General features: G+C 59.0%; 19 protein-coding genes. 4 read left to right on the top strand and 15 right to left on the bottom strand.

Annotation, left to right across the window (positions count from 1 at the left end; genetic code table 11):
• Positions 1-93 precede the first annotated feature (93 nt).
• From sppA to rluC, 3 genes are read right to left on the bottom strand one after another with little or no spacing between them, the layout of a single operon-like run.
• Positions 94-1,083 carry a signal peptide peptidase SppA gene (gene sppA / locus NTD86_RS19085; protein ID WP_262204472.1) on the bottom strand — a complete coding sequence of 330 codons (990 nt, stop codon included), beginning with the start codon at positions 1,081-1,083 and terminating at the stop codon, positions 94-96.
• 20 nt (positions 1,084-1,103) lie between these two features.
• Complete coding sequence (locus NTD86_RS19080; RefSeq protein WP_262204470.1) at positions 1,104-1,766, bottom strand: HAD-IA family hydrolase; 663 nt, start codon at positions 1,764-1,766, stop codon at positions 1,104-1,106.
• A complete protein-coding gene (rluC, locus tag NTD86_RS19075) occupies positions 1,756-2,712 on the bottom strand; it encodes a 23S rRNA pseudouridine(955/2504/2580) synthase RluC (RefSeq protein WP_262204469.1) in 957 nt (318 codons plus the stop codon). Before rluC ends, NTD86_RS19080 begins: the two co-directional genes overlap by 11 nt.
• A 714-nt stretch (positions 2,713-3,426) precedes the next feature.
• On the opposite strand from rluC, the gene rne reads away from it, so the two are divergent.
• On the top strand, positions 3,427-6,759 hold the full coding sequence (gene rne / locus NTD86_RS19070; RefSeq protein WP_262204468.1) for a ribonuclease E: 3,333 nt from the start codon (positions 3,427-3,429) through the stop codon (positions 6,757-6,759).
• Positions 6,760-6,824: 65 nt separating this feature from the next.
• Here the strand turns inward: rne and NTD86_RS19065 are convergent, their stop codons facing one another.
• From NTD86_RS19065 to NTD86_RS19025, 9 genes are all read right to left on the bottom strand, one after another.
• Entirely contained in the window at positions 6,825-7,436 is a 612-nt protein-coding gene (locus NTD86_RS19065; RefSeq protein WP_262204466.1) for a hypothetical protein, read from the bottom strand.
• A 79-nt stretch (positions 7,437-7,515) separates the two neighbouring features.
• Complete coding sequence (gene murB, locus NTD86_RS19060; RefSeq protein ID WP_262204464.1) at positions 7,516-8,535, bottom strand: UDP-N-acetylmuramate dehydrogenase; 1,020 nt, start codon at positions 8,533-8,535, stop codon at positions 7,516-7,518.
• The gene (locus NTD86_RS19055) at positions 8,532-8,996 is read right to left on the bottom strand and encodes a low molecular weight protein-tyrosine-phosphatase (RefSeq protein WP_262204463.1); all 465 of its coding nucleotides are present in this window, start codon (positions 8,994-8,996) and stop codon (positions 8,532-8,534) included. Before NTD86_RS19055 ends, murB begins: the two co-directional genes overlap by 4 nt.
• Entirely contained in the window at positions 8,996-9,760 is a 765-nt protein-coding gene (gene kdsB / locus NTD86_RS19050) for a 3-deoxy-manno-octulosonate cytidylyltransferase (protein ID WP_262204461.1), read from the bottom strand. Before kdsB ends, NTD86_RS19055 begins: the two co-directional genes overlap by 1 nt.
• Positions 9,757-9,942, bottom strand: coding sequence for a Trm112 family protein (locus tag NTD86_RS19045; protein WP_003442540.1), 186 nt, complete (start codon positions 9,940-9,942; stop codon positions 9,757-9,759). The genes kdsB and NTD86_RS19045 overlap by 4 nt, the downstream gene beginning before the upstream one ends.
• Positions 9,943-9,957: 15 nt before the next feature.
• Complete coding sequence (gene lpxK, locus NTD86_RS19040) at positions 9,958-10,956, bottom strand: tetraacyldisaccharide 4'-kinase (RefSeq protein WP_262204459.1); 999 nt, start codon at positions 10,954-10,956, stop codon at positions 9,958-9,960.
• Positions 10,956-11,384: an ExbD/TolR family protein gene (locus NTD86_RS19035; protein ID WP_262204457.1), complete on the bottom strand. Its 429-nt coding sequence runs from the start codon at positions 11,382-11,384 to the stop codon at positions 10,956-10,958. The genes lpxK and NTD86_RS19035 overlap by 1 nt, the downstream gene beginning before the upstream one ends.
• The gene (locus NTD86_RS19030) at positions 11,381-12,016 is read right to left on the bottom strand and encodes a MotA/TolQ/ExbB proton channel family protein (RefSeq protein WP_262204514.1); all 636 of its coding nucleotides are present in this window, start codon (positions 12,014-12,016) and stop codon (positions 11,381-11,383) included. The genes NTD86_RS19035 and NTD86_RS19030 overlap by 4 nt, the downstream gene beginning before the upstream one ends.
• Before the next feature lie 48 nt (positions 12,017-12,064).
• Positions 12,065-14,281 (bottom strand): DNA internalization-related competence protein ComEC/Rec2, encoded by a 2,217-nt coding sequence (locus NTD86_RS19025; protein WP_262204455.1) that lies wholly within the window; start codon positions 14,279-14,281, stop codon positions 12,065-12,067.
• 134 nt (positions 14,282-14,415) lie between these two features.
• On the opposite strand from NTD86_RS19025, the gene NTD86_RS19020 reads away from it, so the two are divergent.
• Positions 14,416-14,937, top strand: coding sequence for a DUF2062 domain-containing protein (locus NTD86_RS19020; RefSeq protein WP_262204453.1), 522 nt, complete (start codon positions 14,416-14,418; stop codon positions 14,935-14,937).
• 96 nt (positions 14,938-15,033) lie between these two features.
• Here the strand turns inward: NTD86_RS19020 and NTD86_RS19015 are convergent, their stop codons facing one another.
• The 3 genes from NTD86_RS19015 to NTD86_RS19005 all read right to left on the bottom strand — a co-directional run bounded on the left by NTD86_RS19015 (position 15,034) and on the right by NTD86_RS19005 (position 17,511).
• Positions 15,034-15,813 (bottom strand): ABC transporter permease, encoded by a 780-nt coding sequence (locus NTD86_RS19015; protein ID WP_048389040.1) that lies wholly within the window; start codon positions 15,811-15,813, stop codon positions 15,034-15,036.
• Positions 15,810-16,742, bottom strand: a complete 933-nt coding sequence (locus NTD86_RS19010) for an ABC transporter ATP-binding protein (protein ID WP_262204451.1) — start codon at positions 16,740-16,742, stop codon at positions 15,810-15,812. The genes NTD86_RS19015 and NTD86_RS19010 overlap by 4 nt, the downstream gene beginning before the upstream one ends.
• Positions 16,743-16,887: 145 nt before the next feature.
• Positions 16,888-17,511, bottom strand: coding sequence for a glutathione S-transferase (locus NTD86_RS19005; RefSeq protein ID WP_262204449.1), 624 nt, complete (start codon positions 17,509-17,511; stop codon positions 16,888-16,890).
• A 150-nt stretch (positions 17,512-17,661) separates the two neighbouring features.
• On the opposite strand from NTD86_RS19005, the gene NTD86_RS19000 reads away from it, so the two are divergent.
• Both NTD86_RS19000 and NTD86_RS18995 read left to right on the top strand, forming a co-directional pair.
• Entirely contained in the window at positions 17,662-20,109 is a 2,448-nt protein-coding gene (locus tag NTD86_RS19000; RefSeq protein ID WP_262204447.1) for an acyl-CoA dehydrogenase, read from the top strand.
• Between the two features lie 62 nt (positions 20,110-20,171).
• Positions 20,172-20,588 carry a PA2817 family protein gene (locus NTD86_RS18995; protein ID WP_262204445.1) on the top strand — a complete coding sequence of 139 codons (417 nt, stop codon included), beginning with the start codon at positions 20,172-20,174 and terminating at the stop codon, positions 20,586-20,588.
• Positions 20,589-20,618: the final 30 nt, after the last annotated feature.

The raw sequence follows: 20,618 nt of genomic DNA, 5'->3' as shown, positions 1-20,618 counted from the left end.
GATCAAAAGATCGCGAGGCGAGCTCGCTCCTACGGGCTGGTTTTCAGCCATAAAAAACCGGCCATTCAGGCCGGTTTTTTTTGAGCTTAACAATCAGCGCAGTGTCGGACCTTGAAAACCCATCCACATAGCCAACTGCGAAGCGACGCTGGCGCCCAGCTTTTTCGAGAAGCGGTCGAATGCCGATTCTTGCACAGTGAAATCGACCAGTTCTTTCTCGCCGATCACATCACGCGCAACCATGCTGGCACTGCCCAGACCATCGATCAGCCCCAAAGGCAGGGCTTGCTGACCGGTCCAGACCAGACCGGAGAACAACTCCGGATGATCCTTGTCTTTCAAACGATCGCCACGCCCCTGCTTGACGCTGGCAATGAACTGATCGTGAGTAATGTTCAGCACACCCTGCCAGAACTTGGTTTCATCCGGTTTTTCCGGCTCAAACGGATCGAGGAACGCCTTGTGATCGCCAGAGGTGTAGGCGCGACGCTGAACACCCAGCTTTTCCATGGCCCCGACAAATCCGAAACCTGCCGCCGTCACACCGATAGAACCCACCAGACTGGCTTTATCGGCATAGATTTCGTCGGCCGCACTGGCAATGTAGTAAGCCCCCGATGCACCCAGATCAGAAATCACCGCATACACCTTGGTATCAGGGTGCAGAGCACGCAGACGGCGTATTTCGTCGTAGACATAGCCCGACTGCACTGGGCTGCCGCCAGGGCTATTGATGCGCAGTATCACGCCCTTGACCTTAGGGTCATCAAACGCAGCCTGCAAGCTGGTAATCAGGTTATCAGCACTGGCCGCTTCTTTATCGGCGATCACGCCCTGCACATCAATTAGCGCGGTATAACCAGCACCCTTGGTTGCACTGCGCTCCATATCCAGCAGCGGCGTAAACAGAAAAAGCATCGCAATCAGATACAAGAAGGTCAGCGACTTGAAAAAGATACCCCAGCGACGCGCACGACGCTGCTCCTGCACACCCGCCAGCAACGTCTTTTCCAGCAGCTTCCAGCTTTTGTCATCACCGACTGTCGGCTCACCTTCAGCAGGCGCCTTCCATTGATCAACCATGCTCTACCCCACCAAAGACTTTATTTGACCTGCCGACCCAACCAGGTTCGCAATTCGGGAAACTCATTGATTGCCAACCGAGGTTCGAACTCAAGCAGACGCTCCACCGACTGAGCACCATAGCTCACCGCAACAGAGTCAATGCCCGCATTGCGCGCCATCAGCAGATCAAAGGATGCATCCCCCACCATCAAGGCTTCGCGCGGCGACACTCCGCAATGCTCGAGGATTTGATTCAACATCAACGGATTGGGCTTGCTAGCCGTTTCATCTGCCGCTCGCGTGACATCGAAGAAACGCTCCCAGCCATGCACTTTCAGCACCCGATCAAGCCCGCGCCGGGCCTTGCCCGTGGCAACAGCCATGAGATACCCATCTGCCCGAAACGCTGCAAGCGTCTGAGCCACACCCGGAAACAGCGGCGAAGGCTGCTCATCCATGGCGATATAGACATCCGCGTAATGCTGACGGAAAACCGCCATTTCAGACTCAGCCATATCTGGATACAGCGTCAGAATAGCCTCCGGCAAACCCAGGCCGATGATCCCGCGAATGGATTCCTCATCCCGCTCCGGACGACCCGTGCGCTGGGCCGCCACACGCATCGCCGTAACAATCCGACCAACGGAATCGGCCAGCGTGCCATCCCAATCAAAGATCAGCAGCTTGTATTCACTCGGCACTCAGACGCTCCACTGTTTTGGCCCATATATCATCTACCGGAGCCTGCAACTTCAGTTCGCCACCGTCCGGCAGAGGCACCGTCAGCATGTAGGCATGCAAGAACAGGCGCTTGCCGCCCAGATCACGAATTTCCTTTGAGAAATCTTCATCGCCATATTTGGTGTCACCGGCGATGCAATGCCCCGCATGCAGCGTGTGCACGCGAATCTGGTGGGTACGCCCGGTAATCGGCTTGGCCTCGACCATGGTGGCAAAATCACCGAAACGCCGCAGTACCTTGAACACCGTGACCGACTCTTTACCTTCGTCGTTCACTTCAACCATACGCTCGCCGGAGCGCAGGTTGCTCTTCATCAGCGGCGCACGCACCTGCTTGACCGACGTTTCCCAGCGACCACGCACCAGCGCCATGTAACGCTTGTCGACGCCGTCACCGCGCAGGGCTTCGTGCAAGTGACGCAGCATGCTGCGCTTTTTCGCGATCATCAGCAGACCGGAAGTGTCACGGTCCAGGCGATGCACGAGCTCAAGCTCCTTGGCATCCGGACGCAACTGACGAAAGGCTTCAATCACACCAAAGTTCAGGCCGCTGCCGCCATGTACAGCGATACCGGCAGGCTTGTTCAACACGATCAGCGCCTTGTCTTCGTAGACAATCGCCGCCTCGAGCCGCTGCAACAGGCCTTGCGCAACAGGCACCGGCTCATCGCGCTCAGGCACACGAACCGGCGGCACGCGCACAATATCGCCCGCCTGCAGCTTGTACTCAGGCTTGATCCGCCCCTTGTTCACGCGCACTTCGCCTTTACGCAAAATGCGGTAAATCAAGGTCTTGGGAACACCCTTGAGCCGTGCAAGCAGGAAATTATCGATGCGTTGGCCGGCATATTCCGGCGTGACCTCAAGCAGCTGGACGCTGGGGGTCGGGGGGGTAGTCGTCGTCATGCCGCGGATGATAACAATTTTTTATGGAATTGAAGCACTTAATCATTACTGCTATAGTCGCGAACGCCGCCAAAAGCGGCCTGGACAGCGGAATAACGGTGAATAACCGACCCTGACCAACGCTCTTCACGAGGACGGAAGGCCGTCCTACGGGGCTTTTGCTATACACGGAACACTTGGAGTTGTAACGAGCGCAGGTGACATGAGGCCTGAAGCGAGCCTGGAAAGCAGAGTGCAAACTCGCCTTTTACGCCGATATTCACGGCCAGTTCACAAAGTGCAGTCAACTTCGAGTTATTTCGATAGCGAATGCTTCGGAAAACATCGCCTTTATTAGCCATGATGCGTGAACTCCCCATTTGGAGAACACGGTAAATGCCAACCCGCTGCGGATTCTGCGCGCGGCAGCACCCGAATTATCAAGGATACGTGTAGGGTGGAGATGCACAACCGCCGGACTGTGTAGCAATAGGCTTTATCAAGACGCTTCATCTCGTCCACAGCCGCTGGTTGATTCCTCCTCCTGACTGAGTGCTTATTAAGTCACCACAGCAAGCAGGAAGCGTAAGTCGCGACTTCGCCCCCATTGGTCGAACCTCGCTGGACACTGGAGTGGCCAACTACTCCTGACGCACCTGACACCGACCATGAGAAGTCGTGTGTGCCGAACGCCGTTTCCGGTAGCCCGGAAACCGACGGTACAACATGAAAAGAATGCTGATTAACGCAACTCAACCTGAAGAGTTGCGCGTTGCACTGGTAGATGGCCAACGCCTCTACGACCTGGACATTGAGTCAGGTGCCCGCGAGCAAAAGAAAGCCAACATCTACAAAGGCCGTATTACTCGCATCGAACCCAGCCTTGAGGCTGCCTTTGTCGATTTCGGCTCTGAGCGCCACGGCTTCCTGCCCCTTAAAGAAATCTCCCGCGAATACTTCAAGAAAGCCCCGGAAGGTCGCGTCAACATCAAGGACGTCCTGAGCGAAGGCCAGGAAGTCATCGTGCAAGTCGAGAAAGAAGAACGTGGCAACAAGGGCGCCGCCCTGACCACCTTCATCAGCCTCGCTGGCCGCTACCTGGTTCTGATGCCTAACAACCCTCGCGCTGGCGGTATTTCCCGTCGCATCGAAGGCGAAGAACGCAACGAACTGCGCGAAGCACTGAACGGCCTGATCGCTCCTGCCGACATGGGCTTGATCGTGCGCACTGCTGGCCTTGGCCGCAGCAGCGAAGAAATGCAGTGGGACCTCGACTACCTGCTGCAACTGTGGACTGCCATCAAGGAAGCCTCACAGGACCGCGCCGCTCCATTCCTGATCTACCAGGAAAGCAACGTCATCATCCGCGCCATCCGCGACTACCTGCGCCAGGACATCGGCGAAGTACTGATCGACAGCGTTGAAGCCCAGGACGAAGCCCTGACCTTCATCCGTCAGGTGATGCCGCAGTACGCCAGCAAAATCAAACTCTACGAAGACAGCGTTCCGCTGTTCAACCGCTTCCAGATCGAAAGCCAGATCGAGACCGCTTTCCAGCGCGTCGTTGAACTGCCGTCCGGCGGCTCCATCGTTATCGATCCGACCGAAGCCCTGGTGTCTATCGACATCAACTCGGCGCGCGCCACCAAAGGCAGCGATATCGAAGAAACCGCACTGCAAACCAACCTTGAAGCGGCTGAAGAGATCGCCCGTCAGTTGCGCCTGCGCGACATCGGCGGCCTGATCGTCATCGACTTCATCGACATGACCCCTGCCAAGAACCAGCGCGCCGTGGAAGAAAAAGTCCGCGAATGCCTTGAGGCCGACCGCGCCCGCGTACAAGTAGGTCGCATCTCGCGCTTTGGCCTGCTGGAAATGTCCCGTCAGCGCCTGCGTCCATCGCTGGGCGAAAGCAGCGGCATCGTCTGCCCACGCTGCAACGGTACCGGCATCATCCGTGACGTTGAGTCATTGTCGCTGGCCATCCTGCGCCTGATCGAAGAAGAAGCCCTGAAAGACCGCACTGCCGAAGTTCGTGCCCAGGTGCCGATCCCGGTCGCGGCGTTCCTGCTCAACGAAAAACGCAACTCGATCACCAAGATCGAACTGCGCACCCGCGCGCGCATCATCATTTTGCCGAACGACCACCTCGAAACGCCGCACTTCGAAGTACAGCGTCTGCGTGATGACAGCCCGGAAGCCAACAACAACCAGTCCAGCTACGAAATTGCTGCCGCTGCCGCCGAAGTGGAAGAAGTTCAGCCAGCCGCTGCGACTCGTACCTTGGTACGCCAGGAAGCTGCCGTTAAAACGGCTCCGGCACGCACCTCGGCACCGGTCCCGACCGAAGTGGTTGCACCTGCCGCTGCACCAGCGCCGAAAGCGGCCGAGCCAAGCCTGTTCAAAGGCCTGGTGAAATCGCTGGTCAACCTGTTCGCCAGCAAGGAAGAACCTGCTGCGCCTGCCGTGGTTGAAAAGCCGGCTGCGACCACCGAGCGCCCTGCCCGCAACGAAGAGCGTCGCAATGGTCGCCAGCAGAATCGCAACCGCAACGGTCGCCGCGACGAAGAGCGCAAGCCTCGTGAAGAGCGTGCGCCACGCGAAGAACGCGCACCGCGTGAAGAACGTGCACCGCGTGAAGAACGCGCCCCTCGCGAACTGCGCGAGCCACGTGAAGACGCACCGACCGTCACCACTGCCCGCGAAGAGCGCGCACCACGTCCTCCACGTGAAGAACGCGCACCGCGCCCACCACGCGAAGATCGCAAGCCTCGTGGCGAAGGCCGTGAAGAGCGCGTACGCGAACTGCGCGAGCCTCTGGATGCTGCCCCGGCCGTAGCCACTGCTGCTGCCGCAGTCGCGACCGAAGACGAGCGTCCAGCCCGCGCACCTCGTGAAGAACGCCAGCCTCGCGCACCACGTGAAGAGCGCGCACCGCGCGAAGCCCAAGTTGCCGCAGCTAGCGAGGACGAAGAAGTACTGTCCAGCGAAGAGCAGGCACAGGACGATACCCAAGAGAACGCCGAGGGCGATCGCCCACGTCGCCGCTCCCGTGGCCAACGTCGTCGTAGCAACCGTCGTGAGCGTCAACGCGATGCCAACGGCAATGTGATTGAAGGCGCGGAAGAGAACAGCGAAGAAGCCAACGCAGACACTGCTGCCGCCCCTCAACCGGTGGCTGCACAGGCCACTGAAGAGCAAGCGGCTCAAACCCAGGCCATCAGCGCACCTGCTGAAGCCCAGGCCAACCAGCAAGCCGAGCGCGCAACCAAGGCTGTAGAGGCATCGACGCCAGCCGAAGCCCCAACTGAAAAAGCGCAAACCACTGAAGTGGCGATCGTTGCAGCGCCTGCAAGCGAAACCCCGGTAGTTGAAGCTGCAGCGGTAGCAGACGCTCCTGTTGCGCAAGCGCCAGTTGTCGAAGCACCGGTTGTTGAAGTCCCTGTCGTAGAAACCCCGGCTGTTGAAACGCCAGTGGTTGAAAAACCTGTTGCTGAAAGCGTAACCCCGGTGGTTGCGGTCAAGGTGCCAGAAGTTGAAGTTGCAGCGACCCCTGTCGCTCAACCCGAAACGCCGGTCGCTGCCGAGCCAGCCCCCTCGATCGAAACCCCTGCCGTCGCTGCCGAGCAACCTGCTGTCGAAGCCGCTGTAGCAACCCCAGCGCAAGAAGCACCACGCGCACCGGCTGCAGAGACTCCGGTCATCGAAAAAGCGCCAGAGCCCGCTAAAGAAGCCCGCGCAGCTCACAAGCCTGCTGCTGAAACCGCTGAGGTTGAACGCACCGAGCCAGCGGTTGCTGAAGTTGTTGTCGAACAAACTGTGGTGGAAACGGCAGTCGTTGAACAACCGGCCGCTGCTGAAACCGTGGTAGCTGCCCAAGCGGTTGAAGCCGTAGTGGTTGCGCCGGTAGTGAAACTGCCAAGCAACGGTCGTGCGCCTAACGATCCACGTGAAGTACGTCGTCGCAAGCGCGAAGAAGCCGCTGCAGCTGCCGCTGCCGCCGCTCAAGCTGCAGAGGGCGAAACCGTAGCCAAGGAAGAAGAGCACGAGCCTAAACCCCTCGCCTAACTCCCAAGGCCACTAAAAAGCCCCGCCAGTTCTGAACTGGCGGGGCTTTTTTTTATGCCGCGATTCTAGAAAAACCAGGACGAGCGGCGCTCTTTCTCCAACTCGTCGCGACACTGATTAAGCTGCGCACCGTAGGTTTGTGACTGTTGCTGAACCTTGCGCGCGACCTGCATCAACCAGGGCTTGGCACGGTAGGTGTTGGCGCTGTAGCCCCCACGCCCTTCGTGATACGCCAGGTACTGGTTGTAGGCGTCCCACTTGGAGATTCCCAACTGACGCTGCGTACCCGCGGTATACCAGCCGATAAACATGATGGTGTCAGCAAAGTTGTCACGCGAGCCCGAACGCCCCATCGTTCTCTCAAAATCTTTCCAGGCCGGTGGCTGTGCCTGTGCATAACCATAGGAGGGGCTGACCCGCCCCCACGGAATCACCCACAGCAGGTAGGCGCGCGGGGGAAGTGCATCGGCCACAAAGCTGCTTTCCTGCTTCATGATTGCCATGGCAACGTTGGGTGGCGTGCCCCACTGAGTCTGCATCGCCACCGAATCCTTGTACCAGGCCGGGTATTGGCGATAGATGTTGCACAAATTATTTTGGTCCCGTGGCGGGGCCGTCATGCACCCCGTCAACGTCACCAGAGTTATCGCTAACGCACATGCGGGTAGTTGCTTCATTCAAGTTCAGACCTGAAAACAGTGGGTATACACACCAAGCCTGCGTGGGTGTGAGTTCAGCCAGTGGCACTGGATAAACTCAATACACGTTAGGTTCCATCTCCAGTTGCACCGCAAAGCGCTGCTGGATATCAGCCTGAATTCGCTTGGCCAAGGCCAGCAACTGCAGGCCTGTGGCCGAGCCATAATTGACCAGGACCAGCGACTGCAGACGATGCACACCGGCATCCGCCTCACGAAAGCCCTTCCAGCCTGCTGCCTCGATCAACCAGCCTGCAGCCAGTTTGACCTGACCATCGGCCTGTGGATAACCGATCAGCTCAGGATGCGCACGCTTCAATTGCGCCGCGTGAACAGCAGAAACCAGTGGGTTTTTGAAAAAGCTGCCAGCATTGCCCAGCATCGCGGGATCAGGGAGTTTTTCGCCTCGAATACTGCTGATCGCCCGGCTCACATCCTTGGCCGTCGGCTGCTCGATGCCCTGCTCGCTCAAACGCTGGCGCACCGGACCGTACTCCAGATGCAGACGCTCGATACGGCTCAAGGCAAAGCGCACCCGCAAGATCAACCAACGACCCGGCTGCTGCTTGAAGAGGCTATCGCGGTAGCCAAACGCGCATTCGGCCAGGGTGAACTCGCGTAACTCACCGGTTTGCCGATCCAGCGCTGTCAGGCCTTCGAACACGTCTTTGACTTCGACGCCATAAGCGCCGATGTTCTGCATCGGCGCAGCGCCCACCGTGCCAGGAATCAAACTCAGGTTTTCAAGGCCGGACATGCCTTGCTCCAAAGTCCACAGCACAAAAGCGTGCCACACCTCCCCAGCCTCGGCTTCGACGACAGTACGCTCGCCGTCGTCGACCAAAATGCGAATGCCACGGCTGGCCATGCGCAAGACCAGCGCACGAACATCGCCGGTCAGCAACACGTTGCTGCCACCGCCAATCACCAGTAAGGGCAACTTCTGCTCGACCGAGTATTGCAAGGCTTCACGCACATCACTGTCGGTGCGCGCTTCGGCAAGCCGACTGGCACGCACCTCCACGCCAAAACTGTTGTACGCCTTCAGTGACGCATCAACTTGCACCTGCAAACTCATAAACGGCCCTTCACTTCAATGATCAGCAAATCGCAGGCGCGCTCAACCAGGTTCAGCACTTCTTCAAAGCCTGCCTCGCCTTCGTAATAAGGGTCCGGGCACTCGTCCTTCACCGATTCATAGCGACGCAGGAACAAATCCAGTTCAGCCTTGGCCCCTGCGGGCTGCAATGCCTTGAGATCACGCAAGTTGCTCTTGTCCATCGCCAGAATCAGATCGTAGCGATTGAAATCGGCTGTGCTGACTTGCTGCGCACGTTGCGCCGACAGGTCATAACCACGGCGCTTGGCCGCCTGCTGGCTGCGCACGTCGGGTGCTTCGCCCTTGTGCCAGCCGCCCGTACCGGCAGAGGCTACCTCAACGCGCTCAGCCAGACCGGCCTCGCGCATTTTTTGGCGCAACACACCTTCTGCGGTGGGTGAACGGCAAATGTTGCCCAGGCAAACAAACAAGATGCGCATTAACCCTCCAGCAAACGCCTAACGCGCTCAAGGTCTTCGACGGTATCGACACCGGCTGGCGGCGCTTCAAGCACATCGCCGACATGAATTCGTACGCCGTGCCACAGTGCGCGCAGTTGCTCAAGACGCTCGGTGTTCTCAAGCCAGCACGGCCCCCAATTGACGAAGTCCTGCAGGAAGCCGGCGCGGTAAGCGTAGATGCCGATATGGCGACGGTACGGCACACCGGCAGGCAATGCGCCCGGCTGTTGAGCGAATTCATCACGCGCCCATGGCAAGGTGGCGCGACTGAATGTCAGTGCCAGACCATTGATATCACTGACCACCTTGACCACGTTGGGGTTGAACAACTGCTCAACGTCCTCGATCGGCTCGGCCAGCGTAGAAATGCCTGCCTCGTTGTGGGCGGCCAGGTTTACCGCCACCTGGTCGATCAACGCAGGCGGGATCAATGGCTCATCACCCTGCACATTGACCACGATGGCATCGCTGGCCAGCCCCAATTGGGCGGCGACTTCAGCCAGGCGATCGGTGCCCGACTCATGGTCGGCGCGGGTCATCACCACTTCAGCGCCGAAAGCCTTGCAGGCCTCGACAATGCGCGCATCGTCAGTCGCTACCACGACCCGTTGCGCACTGCTTTTGCTGGCCTGCTCCCAGACATGCTGGACCATCGGCTTGCCGGCGATCATTTGCAGCGGCTTGCCTGGCAAGCGGGTCGAGGCAAAGCGCGACGGAATGACCACTGTAAAAACCGGAATCATTTATCCAGACGCTCGTCGGTGCTCAGGGTACGGGCTTCGGTTTCCAGCATGACCGGAATGCCATCGCGGATCGGGTAAGCCAGGCCAGCGCCCTTGCTGATCAGCTCGGTTTTGTCGGCACTGAGTTTGAGCGGGCCTTTGCACACTGGGCAAGCAAGGATGTCGAGCAGTTTGGTGTCCATAAGGGCTCCCTGGAATTAAAGATGAATAAGGCGCTGTAGCTGTTGATCAAACCACAGCACAAATGCCGCTGACGGAACAGCATCGACCGCCAGGTACCACCAGTGGGGTGACGCAAAGTCGCGGCATTTAACGGCGTCCTTTTCGGTCATGACCACCGGCAGCAACGGCGTGAAATTCAAGACCTCGGCACTGTAAGGTGCGTGATCGGCGAAAGCATGGGCGATTGGCCGCCAGTGTAGCGCTTCAAGGGTAGTGAAGAAACGCTGGGGATTGCCGATCCCGGCGACCGCATGCAGCGCCTGGCCTGACGGGAAATAGTCCAGCGGCTGGCGTTCACCACTGCACAGATTGATCAGCGCGGTGGGTTGCAACTTGAAGGCAAAACCTGCCTGCGGGTCGCTATCGGCACCGTTGTACAGCACAGCATCGACGCTCTGCAGGCGCTCGACAGGCTCACGCAGCGGCCCGGCCGGCAAGCAACGGCCGTTGCCTAGGCCTCTGGCGTTATCGATCAACACCAGCTCCAGATCGCGACCCAGCCGGTAATGCTGCAAGCCATCATCGGACAGGATCAAGTCCAGCGGCTCGCTGTCGAGCAAGGCTTTGACCGCTCGGCTACGATCTGGGTCGATCATCAGCGGCACACCCGTGCGCTGCACGATCAGCAACGGTTCATCGCCGGCCTGATCGGCACTTTGCTGCGCCGTCACGCGCCATGGCAAGTGTGGTGGTCTGGCGCCATAGCCGCGACTGACCACACCCACCCGCAGCCCTTTACTCTGGCAATGCTCGATCAACCAGAGAATCAGCGGGGTTTTGCCCGTGCCGCCCACAGTGATATTACCCACCACCACCAACGGTACCGGGGCGCGATAGATCTCGCCCTCGCCCGCCACGAACCGTGCACGCTTACGCTCAACCACGCGGCGATACAGACATTCCAGAGGGGTTAACAGAGCGAGCAGCGGGTGCCCGCGGTACCAGGCCCGCAACAAGCGATCAGATATAGCCATCAGGGAGCCGTCTGCGCTTCAACAGTGGTCATGCGTAAATGGCTGAAGCCGAGCTTGCCCGCCGCATCCATCGCCGTGATCACGAACTGGTGCTGGGCCTTGCCGTCAGCGCTGATCGACACGGGCAAGCTGGTGTCGCCGCCCGAGGCGGTGCGCAACGCATCCATCAGGCTTGCCAGATCATTTTTCGGAAGTAATTGGTTGTTGACCGAAAAGACCCCATCGGCACTGATGGCGATGTCCAGTAACTTGGTGTTCTGGTCTTCGGTGGGCGCGCCGCTGACCGACTCGGGCAAGTCGACGCGCAGTTGTGTCTCGCGGGTAAAGGTGGTGGTGACCACAAAAAACAGCAGCAGGATAAACACCACGTCAATCAGCGACGCGAGGTTGATGTCGACCGTTTCCCGGGGCTTGCGGCGAAATTTCACGCTTTGCTCCCGACCATGTCGACTTCGCGGTCGCCCTGCACCACTTCAACCAGCTTGATCGCTTCCTGCTCCATGCCGACCACTAATTCGTCGACCCGGCGCTGCAGGAAACGGTGGAAGAATACTGACGGGATCCCCACCATCAAGCCCGCTGCCGTGGTGATCAAGGCCTTGGAGATACCGCCCGCCAGCACTGCTGCATTGGTGGTCATGCCGGTGCCCATGAAAGCGCTGAAAATATCGATCATGCCCAACACCGTGCCGAGCAGCCCCAGCAAGGGCGCCATCGCGGCAATCGTGCCCAAGGCATTGAGGTAGCGTTCAAGCTCGTGGATAACCCGGGCAGCGGCTTCTTCGATGCACTCTTTCATGATCTCGCGACCATGCTTGGAGTTAGCCAGGCCAGCCGCCAGGATTTCACCGAGCGGGGAGTCAGCGCGCAGTTGCTTGAGTTTTTCCTTGTCCAGCTGTTTATCCTTGATCCAGACCCACACCTGGCCAAGCAAGTGCGGTGGGGTCACGCGGCTGGCGCGCAAGGTCCACAGGCGTTCGACAATAATGCCCAGCGCGGCAATAGAACTCAGAATGATCGGCAGCATCATCCAGCCGCCGGATTTGACCAGTTCCCACACAGTGACAATCCCCTCGAAAAAGTGCGCCACTTTACCACAAGGCCCGCGTTAATCCCGCCAGAACCGCCGCCGGTCGCGCAGGCTTTCGGCCACCTCGTCAGCTCCCAGTCGAAAGCCAATGGCCCCGTGTTCAGCGCTGTCCAGAATACTCAAGCCCAGCGCCTTATAGCGTGCAATGACCTGTGGATGCGGATGACCAAAGGTATTGCCGTGCCCCCGAGAGATCAACACCGTAGAAGGTGACAGGTTCTTTAGAAAGTTCATCGATGATGAGGTTCGGCTGCCATGATGCGGCGCCTGCAGCCAGCGCGTTGGCACCGCCAGGGAGCTTTCAAGCAAGGCCCGCTCGGCCTCGACGTCGATATCGCCGGTCAACAGCAACCGTTCGTCGCCGGCTTGGACCTGCAACACGCACGAACGCTGATTACCGTCGGTCGCCCCCTCCCATTGCCACAACAAAAACCTAACCCCGTCCCACTCCCAGCTCTCACCACTCTCACAAGGCTGGGCCAGCAACTGATCGGGCAACAGTGGCACATCACCACTGACCACCCGCTTCACTTTAACGGCACGCTGAACGGCCAACGCACCGCCCGCGTGGTCCGAATCTGCGTGGCTGAGCAGCATCATATCCAGCGTATCGACGCCCATCGCTTGCAGCGCAGGGGCGACAACGCGTTCGCCCTGGTCAAGATTTCGCACTTTTGGCCCCGCGTCATACAGCAGCGTGTGATGCCGGGTACGCACGATGATTGCCAGACCTTGGCCGACATCCAGTTGCAGCACCTGAGCTTGCCCCGGCGGAACAAGCGTTCGCGGGGCAAACACTGCCAGCAGCACCAGCGGCCAACCCAGCGGCCTCAGCACCGTCCCGGCAGGCAGTAACAGCAGCAAGGCACCCAGCACAGTCAGCAGCCAGACACTGATCGGGACACTGGCAGGCAACCACGGCGACAACGTCCCGGCCAGCCATTCAAGCCCCACAATCAGGCCGTTGAGCAAGCCGCCAGCCACCCACAGCAAACCTTCACCCAACCCGGGCACAGGCAACAACAAAGTCCCCAGCAACGCCGGAGGCAACACCAACAGACTGATCCACGGCACCGCAACCACATTGGCCAGCGGGCCGGACAGGCTGATGGGCAGCCCGAGAATCCACAGCAACGGGAACAAGCCAATCGCGATCAACCCTTGCGGGCGCAGCCATGCTGCGCGCCAGCTCCACGGGCCCAAGCGTGAGCTGAAGGTGAAAATCAGCACGGCAACGGCTGCGAATGACAGCCAAAACCCAGCCATCAAGCTGGCCAGCGGTTCAATAATCAACACCGCGTTGAGCGCCAGCAAAAAAGGTAACCACACACCCAAGTGACGAAACCGCAATCGCCAGACCAGCACCAGCCCGAGCATTGCGCAGGCCCGCTGAACAGGCACCTCAAAACCTGCCAGCACGCCGTAACCCAGGGCCCCGGCAAATGCCAACCCGCATGCCCATGGCAGCCAGGGCAGCCGCCGAGGCCACAGCCCATAACGAGCCAGCAAGGCCACCAGGCCATAAATCAGCCCGGCAAACAGACCAATATGCTGGCCTGAAATCACCAGCAGATGGACCGTACCGGTGGTTTGCAGCAGCTTCCAGTCATCTCTGCTCAACCCCGAACCGTCGCCCATCACCAGCGCGGCCAACCATGGCGCCCGGCCATTGGCGTCACTGCGCAACAATTGCTGACGCAAGCCGTCACGCCAGGCGTGACGGGCAGGCTCCAGCAACTGGCCATCCTTGACGCTGCCTGTAGCGCCAATCCGTTGCGTCAGCAGCCAGGCCTGGTAGTCGAAACCTTGCGGATTAAGCAGCCCTTTGGGACGCTTGAGGTTAATCGCCAGCCGCCAACGCTCACCGCTGTTGACCTGCGGCCCGCCGTACCAGCTCACCCGTAGAATGGCCGGCAAGGTGGCGTGCCGCGAGACTGCGTCGCCCAGCTCAAAACGCACAACACCCTCAGACGGTTGCGGCAAGCCGACCACCCGCCCCTCTACCCATAACGTGCGCCCATCCAAGGCTGGCGACAGGCGGTCATCGAGCGCCCATTGGCCTTGCACACACGCCCAACTGAGCCCGAGTAAAAAAAGCCCAACCAGGTAAACGCGCAGCACCAGCAGCACAAGCCCCGCGACCAGCATCAGACATACCCACTCAATGGCGGGTATGGCGGGTAAATAGCGCAGCGCAATCAACCCTGACGCCAGCGCCAACATCCCTAAGTACATAAGCTGATCCGAAGTAATCCCTGCTCTCTGATTAGTTGGGATTAATGGTCGGGGGCTAAAAAATTGTCACAAAGTCTGAATAGTCGGCCTGCGAAACTTGGGCATACTACGCCCTTGTTCCCATCGAGAAGCCTATGCCACGGCGTTCAATCAAGCGGTTCATGCCAGATCCGGCCCGCATCAAGGAACACAAGTCCTTACGATTTTTGGGCTCACTGCTTCACGATCCCAATCTTTGGCACCTCAATCGTCACTCTGTCGCGCGGGCAATGGCTGTGGGCCTATTTGCCGCCTTCATCCCCATGCCGTTCCAAATGTTACTGGCCGCCAGCCTGGCAATCCTCGTGCGTAGCAACATGCCGATTTCAGTCGGCCTGGTATGGCTGACCAACCCGATCACCATGCCGCCCATTTTTTATTGCACGTACTTGCTTGGCGCCTGGCTGATGGACGTTCCCCCCCGCAGCCTGCCCGATGAACTCACATGGGAATGGATCAGCAGCCAGCTCTCGACCGTGTGGCAGCCGTTTTTACTGGGCTCAGTGGTGAGCGGATTAGTGCTGGGTGGGCTGGGTTACTGCCTGACCATGGTGTATTGGCGATGGTGGGTCAGCCGGCAGTGGAAGCGACGCCAAAAACAGCGCAAGGCGTTGTAAAACCTGCCCTGCACCATTTTGTAGGAGCGAGCTTGCCTCGCGATCTTTTGATCTTGAAAAGATCGCGAGACAAGCTCGCTCCTACAGGTGTGAAAGCTACTGACGCATACCCCGGCCACTCACCAGCAATTTGGCGCAGGCGAAGTACAACACCACGGTGGCCACGACCATGAAGGTCAGTGCGACGCTGATTTTGATGTCCGACACGCCCAGAATCCCGTAGCGGAAGGCGTTGACCATGTGCAATACCGGGTTGGCCAGCGAAACGCTCTGCCAGAACGGCGGCAACAAGGTGATCGAGTAGAACACCCCGCCCAGGTAGGTCAGCGGCGTCAGCACGAAGGTCGGGATGATCGAAATATCATCGAAGTTACGCGCAAACACGGCGTTGATGAAGCCCAGCAGCGAGAAGATCGTCGCTGTCAGCACCACGACCACAATGGTCAGGAGCAAGTGATGCACCTGCAAGTGGGTGAAGAACAACGACAGCAAGGTCACGATCAAGCCCACCATCAAGCCGCGCAAGATACCGCCCACGGTAAAGCCGATCAGAATGGTGTGCGGTGACACCGGTGACACCATCAACTCTTCAATCGAACGCTGGAACTTGGCCCCGAAGAAGCTCGAGACCACGTTGCCGTAGGAGTTGGTGATCACCGACATCATGATCAAGCCCGGTACGATGTACTCCATGTAAGTGAAGCCACCCATGTCACCGATTTGCCGACCGATCAGGTTTCCGAAGATAACGAAGTACAGGACCATGGTGATCGCCGGTGGCAGCAATGTTTGCGGCCAGATCCGCATGAACCGACGCACTTCACGGTAAATGATGGTGTTCAGGGCAACCAGGTTGGGACGCAGCTCCGAACTCATACGGCCACCTTTGCCAGGTTTTTCTCGACCAGCGACACAAACAACTCCTCAAGGCGATTGGTTTTATTGCGCAGGCTCACCACTTCGATGCTTTGCGCGGCCAGTTGGGTGAACAACCCGGTAATGCCCACGTCTTTGTCGACTTGTACTTCCAGGGTGGTGCCGTCGAGCAGCAAGCTCGGGTAGCCGATCAAGTTCGGGGTGGCTGACAGCGGGTGTTTCAGGTCAAGTACAAACGTCTCGACATGCAGTTGGCCCAGCAATTGGCGCATGCTGGTGTTTTCCACAATGGTGCCGTGGTCGATGATGCCGATGTTGCGGCACAACTGCTCAGCCTCCTCCAGATAATGGGTAGTGAGGATGATGGTGGTTCCCTGCTCGTTCAGCCCGGTGAGGAAGGTCCACATCGAACGGCGCAGTTCGATGTCCACGCCGGCAGTTGGCTCGTCGAGGATCAGCAAACGCGGCTCATGCACCAATGCTCGGGCGATCATCAGACGGCGCTTCATGCCGCCCGACAAGGAGCGCGAAGGCGTGTCGCGTTTATCCCAAAGCCCCAACTGTGTCAGGTATTTTTCGGCACGCTCTTTGGCGATTTTGGCCGGAATACCGTAGTACCCCGCCTGGGTCACGACAATATCGAAGGTCTTTTCAAACTGGTTGAAGTTGAACTCTTGCGGCACCACACCGATGCTGCGCTTGAGCGCGGCGGGGTTGCGGTCCAGGTCGTGGCCAAAGACATTGACCGTGCCACTGGTTTTATTCACCAGGGTGGAAAGAATGCCGATTGTAGTGGATTTGCCGGCACCGTTAGGGCCCAGCAAAGCGAAGAAGTCACCTTCAGCAACGTCCAGATCGATACCACTCAGGGCCTGGAAACCGTTGCCGTAGGTTTTGGTTAGCTGCCGTATGGACAGAGCGGAACTCATATCGGATTACGCACCAAGATGGGGATAAGAGGGAGACTCAATAAGGGCGGACTGTCCGTAAGACAAGTCCGACAAAGCCAGTGAACATGCGCAATGGTGCTTGGCCTTGCCGCACAAGTACAGTCGCCCGTATTAATAGTGGCTATTAAGTCAACGCAGTCATGACCGCATTGCGGTAGGCCGGACGCAGTTTAAGGCGCTCATACCAGGCCTCCAGATGCGGCAGTGGCGGGCGTTCGATGGGCATTTCGAACCAGGCGTAGATAAACGAGCCCAGCGGAATATCACCCATGCCGATCTCATCACCCGACAGGTAAGGTTTTTCAGACAGTGCTTCGTCGGCAATCACCAGCAACTCGGCACACGCCTTGATGGAGGCGTTGATTTTCACCCAATCCTGCTGTTCGGCCGGAGTGCGCAAAATCCCCCAAAAGACATCGCGAAAGGCCACGGCAAAAGAAGAAGTGGTCCAGTCCATCCACTTGTCCGCCTGGGCCCGAACGCGGTTATCGTTCTGATACCAGGAGGTATCCGAGCCATATTGGGCGGCGATATAGCGAACGATGACGTTGGATTCCCACAGCACAAACCCATCATCTTCGAGCAGTGGCACTCGGCCATTGGGGTTCAACGCGCGATATTCCGGGCTGTCTACCACCCCAAACGCACCACCCGCCTCTTCTCGCTCATACGCCAGCGCCAACTCTTCGATACACCACAGCACTTTTCTGACATTCGACGAATTCTTGCGACCCCACACTTTCAGCATGATTGAACTCCTGATTGATAGACGCCGGGGCAGTCTACGCCGTGAAGCTGAACTGTGCCTCCCGCACAAGGTCACTATTGAACGACCTTGCTCAAGAGTTGCGACTAAGCTCACAAGGGTGCGCCCCCTGGCTTCATGGAGGATTTGGATATGCTGTTGTTGTGGATTCTGGTTTTGATTGTCGGCGTGGCCTGGCTGGCCCATCGCCGCGTCGCCCCCCTGACCGCGATTGCCGTGGTAGCGATTTATCTGCTCATCATGGACTTCTTCAGCGATGCACCGATCTGGGTATTGGTGCTCTTGTGGGTCTTGCTGGCGGCCCCGGCAGCCTTGCTATTGCTACCTGAACTGCGCCGCAAACGCTTTACGGCGCCGCTGTTCAGTTGGTTTCAGAAAGTTCTGCCGCCCATGTCGCAAACCGAGCGCGATGCCATCGACGCCGGCACCGTGTGGTGGGATGGCGAACTGTTCAGCGGCCGCCCCGACTGGAACCAGTTGCTGGCCTATCCCAAGGTTCAACTGACAGAAGAAGAACAGGCATTTATCGACGGCCCCACCGAAGAACTGTGCGCCATGGTTTCGGACTGGAAGATCGGCCAGGCCATGGACTTGCCGCCTGAAGCCTGGGCGCACATCAAGGAGCACGGCTTTTTCGCCCTGATCATTCCCAAGTCGTTCGGCGGCAAGGGCTTCTCGGCGTACGCCCACTCGCAAGTCGCCATGAAACTGGCCACCCGCAGCGGTGACCTGGCGTCTACCGTAATGGTCCCCAACTCCCTCGGCCCAGCAGAATTGCTGCTGCATTACGGGACCGAAGAGCAGCGCAACCATTACCTGCCGCGCCTTGCTCGTGGCGATGACATCCCGTGCTTTGCCCTGACCGGCCCACTGGCAGGTTCCGACGCCGGGGCGATGCCCGACACCGGGATCATCTGCAAAGGCCAATGGCAAGGCGAAGAAGTCATTGGCCTGCGCTTGAACTGGGAAAAGCGCTACATCACCCTGGGTCCGGTAGCCACCTTGCTCGGCCTGGCGTTCAAGGCCTATGACCCCGAACACTTGCTGGGTGACAAAGAAGACCTGGGCATCAGCCTGGCGCTGATCCCTACCGACACCCCCGGCGTTGAAATCGGTCGGCGGCACTTGCCGCTGGGCGCGGCCTTCATGAACGGCCCGAACTGGGGCAAAGATGTGTTTATCCCGCTGAGCTACTTGATCGGTGGTCAAGAGATGCTCGGCAAGGGCTGGATGATGCTGATGAACTGCCTGTCGGTCGGGCGTTCGATTTCTTTGCCGGCAGTCGGCACCGGCGCGGCCAAGTTCACCAGCCTGGTAACAGGGCAATACGCCCAGGTACGCGAGCAGTTCAACGTGCCCTTGGGCGCCTTTGAAGGTATTCAAGAAGCCTTGGCGCGCATCGGCGGCAACGCCTGGCTGATGGACAGCGCCCGTATGTTGACCGCCAATGCGGTGGACTTGGGCGAGAAGCCTTCAGTGCTGTCAGCCATTCTCAAGTACCACCTGACAGAGCGCGGCCGCGAATGCATCAGCCACGCCATGGACGTGCACGGCGGCAAGGGCATCATCATGGGCCCCAACAACTATCTGGGCCGCAACTGGCAAGGGGCGCCGATCTTCATCACTGTCGAGGGAGCCAACATCCTCTCGCGCAACCTGATGATCTTTGGTCAGGGTGCCATTCGCTGCCACCCGTTTGTGCTCAAGGAAATGGCCCTGGCCGGGCGTGAAGATCGCGAACAGGCCTTGCTTGAATTCGATAACTTGCTGCTCAAGCACATCGGCTTTGCCGTCAGCAACGTGGCCAGCACTCTGGTGCTGAACCTGGGGCTCGGGCGCTTTGAACACGCGCCCGGCAACACACTGAGCCAGGGTTACTTCCGCGCCTTGAACCGACAGGCCGCTGCCTTTGCCATGCTCGCGGACCTGAGCATGATGTTGCTGGGTGGCGAGCTCAAGCGCCGCGAACGTCTGTCCGCGCGCCTGGGTGACGTATTAAGCCACATGTACCTGGCCTCGGCGGCGCTCAAGCGTTACCACGACCTGGACTCCCCCGAGCACCTCAATCCGCTGTTCCGCTGGGCCATGGAAGAAAGCCTCGGGCAGTCGGAACGGGCGCTGGACGAGATCCTGAAAAACTTCCCGAGCCGACCGCTGGGCTTTCTGTTGCGCGGCGTGGTGTTCCCGTTTGGCCGTCGTCATACCGGGCCTTGCGATGCGCTGGACGCTGAAGTCGCCGCCGTGCTGGGCCGGGCCAAAGGCGATCCGACGCTGGAAGCAGTACTTGCAGGCTGCTACCGCCCGCAATCAGCCGACGACGCGGTGGGCGCCTTGCAACATGCCGCGCACTTGCTGAAAGCCGCTCACCCGCTGCACAAGAAACTTCATGAAGCACTGAAAAGTGGTCAGCTCAAAGCGGTGCCTGGCGAACCATCCATCGACTCGGCGCAGAACGCGGGCATCTTGCAACCCGCAGAAGCCGAAACCCTGCGCGCCGCAGAAGCCGCACGGCGCAAGGTGATTGACGTGGATGATTTCGACAAGGAGGAACTCACCCACAGCGAAGGCAAGATTCGCTAACAGGACAGCGGGCGCGCAGAGCTTTATACTCTCGCGCCCGTTTTGCTCTAGAGGACTCCACCATGGCCACTAATGACCTCAACCACAATCTCGCCCTGCTCGATATTCTGCGCAGTATCCTGGTTGCCGTCGGTGACGCCGAGCAAATCCCGGAAGAAAGCCATCAGTTGTTTATCGAACGCTTCGATGAAATGAAAGCCGGTCTGCTGACCGATTTTGATGAAAGCCAGTACCTGGGCCAGGACATCCTGTGCCAGGTGATTGAACGTTACCCGCAAATCGCCCACGTGGTCCCGCGCGACCTGTTGTGGTTCTTCGGCGGCTCGTGCTTCAACTTCCTCTCCGACGAAGAACTGGACATGTATGAAGCCCTGGAAGAGCGTCGTTTTGAAGCCGAAGAAAACGGCGAGCCGTTCGACTGGAACCAGGAAAAGCAGTTCATGGCCCTGCCCACGGGTGAAGACAGCCCGCAGCATTGATTGATCTGCGAAAGACTCAAGGCCCGCCCG

The organism is Pseudomonas sp. 7P_10.2_Bac1 (genome assembly GCF_025465935.1).
Lineage (GTDB): Bacteria > Pseudomonadota > Gammaproteobacteria > Pseudomonadales > Pseudomonadaceae > Aquipseudomonas.
The sequence above is the reverse complement of the archived record's forward strand: the minus strand, read 5'-3'. Positions and strand labels throughout refer to the sequence as shown.

Bases quoted from the DNA above. Each gene is read 5' to 3' on its own strand.
- sppA (WP_262204472.1), bottom strand. From the start codon at position 1,083: ATGGTTGATCAATGGAAGGCGCCTGCTGAAGGTGAGCCGACAGTCGGT.
- rluC (WP_262204469.1), bottom strand. From the start codon at position 2,712: ATGACGACGACTACCCCCCCGACCCCCAGCGTCCAGCTGCTTGAGGTC.
- rne (WP_262204468.1), top strand. From the start codon at position 3,427: ATGCTGATTAACGCAACTCAACCTGAAGAGTTGCGCGTTGCACTGGTA.
- NTD86_RS19065 (WP_262204466.1), bottom strand. From the start codon at position 7,436: ATGAAGCAACTACCCGCATGTGCGTTAGCGATAACTCTGGTGACGTTG.
- murB (WP_262204464.1), bottom strand. From the start codon at position 8,535: ATGAGTTTGCAGGTGCAAGTTGATGCGTCACTGAAGGCGTACAACAGT.
- NTD86_RS19055 (WP_262204463.1), bottom strand. From the start codon at position 8,996: ATGCGCATCTTGTTTGTTTGCCTGGGCAACATTTGCCGTTCACCCACC.
- kdsB (WP_262204461.1), bottom strand. From the start codon at position 9,760: ATGATTCCGGTTTTTACAGTGGTCATTCCGTCGCGCTTTGCCTCGACC.
- NTD86_RS19045 (WP_003442540.1), bottom strand. From the start codon at position 9,942: ATGGACACCAAACTGCTCGACATCCTTGCTTGCCCAGTGTGCAAAGGC.
- lpxK (WP_262204459.1), bottom strand. From the start codon at position 10,956: ATGGCTATATCTGATCGCTTGTTGCGGGCCTGGTACCGCGGGCACCCG.
- NTD86_RS19025 (WP_262204455.1), bottom strand. From the start codon at position 14,281: ATGTACTTAGGGATGTTGGCGCTGGCGTCAGGGTTGATTGCGCTGCGC.
- NTD86_RS19020 (WP_262204453.1), top strand. From the start codon at position 14,416: ATGCCACGGCGTTCAATCAAGCGGTTCATGCCAGATCCGGCCCGCATC.
- NTD86_RS19015 (WP_048389040.1), bottom strand. From the start codon at position 15,813: ATGAGTTCGGAGCTGCGTCCCAACCTGGTTGCCCTGAACACCATCATT.
- NTD86_RS19010 (WP_262204451.1), bottom strand. From the start codon at position 16,742: ATGAGTTCCGCTCTGTCCATACGGCAGCTAACCAAAACCTACGGCAAC.
- NTD86_RS19005 (WP_262204449.1), bottom strand. From the start codon at position 17,511: ATGCTGAAAGTGTGGGGTCGCAAGAATTCGTCGAATGTCAGAAAAGTG.
- NTD86_RS19000 (WP_262204447.1), top strand. From the start codon at position 17,662: ATGCTGTTGTTGTGGATTCTGGTTTTGATTGTCGGCGTGGCCTGGCTG.
- NTD86_RS18995 (WP_262204445.1), top strand. From the start codon at position 20,172: ATGGCCACTAATGACCTCAACCACAATCTCGCCCTGCTCGATATTCTG.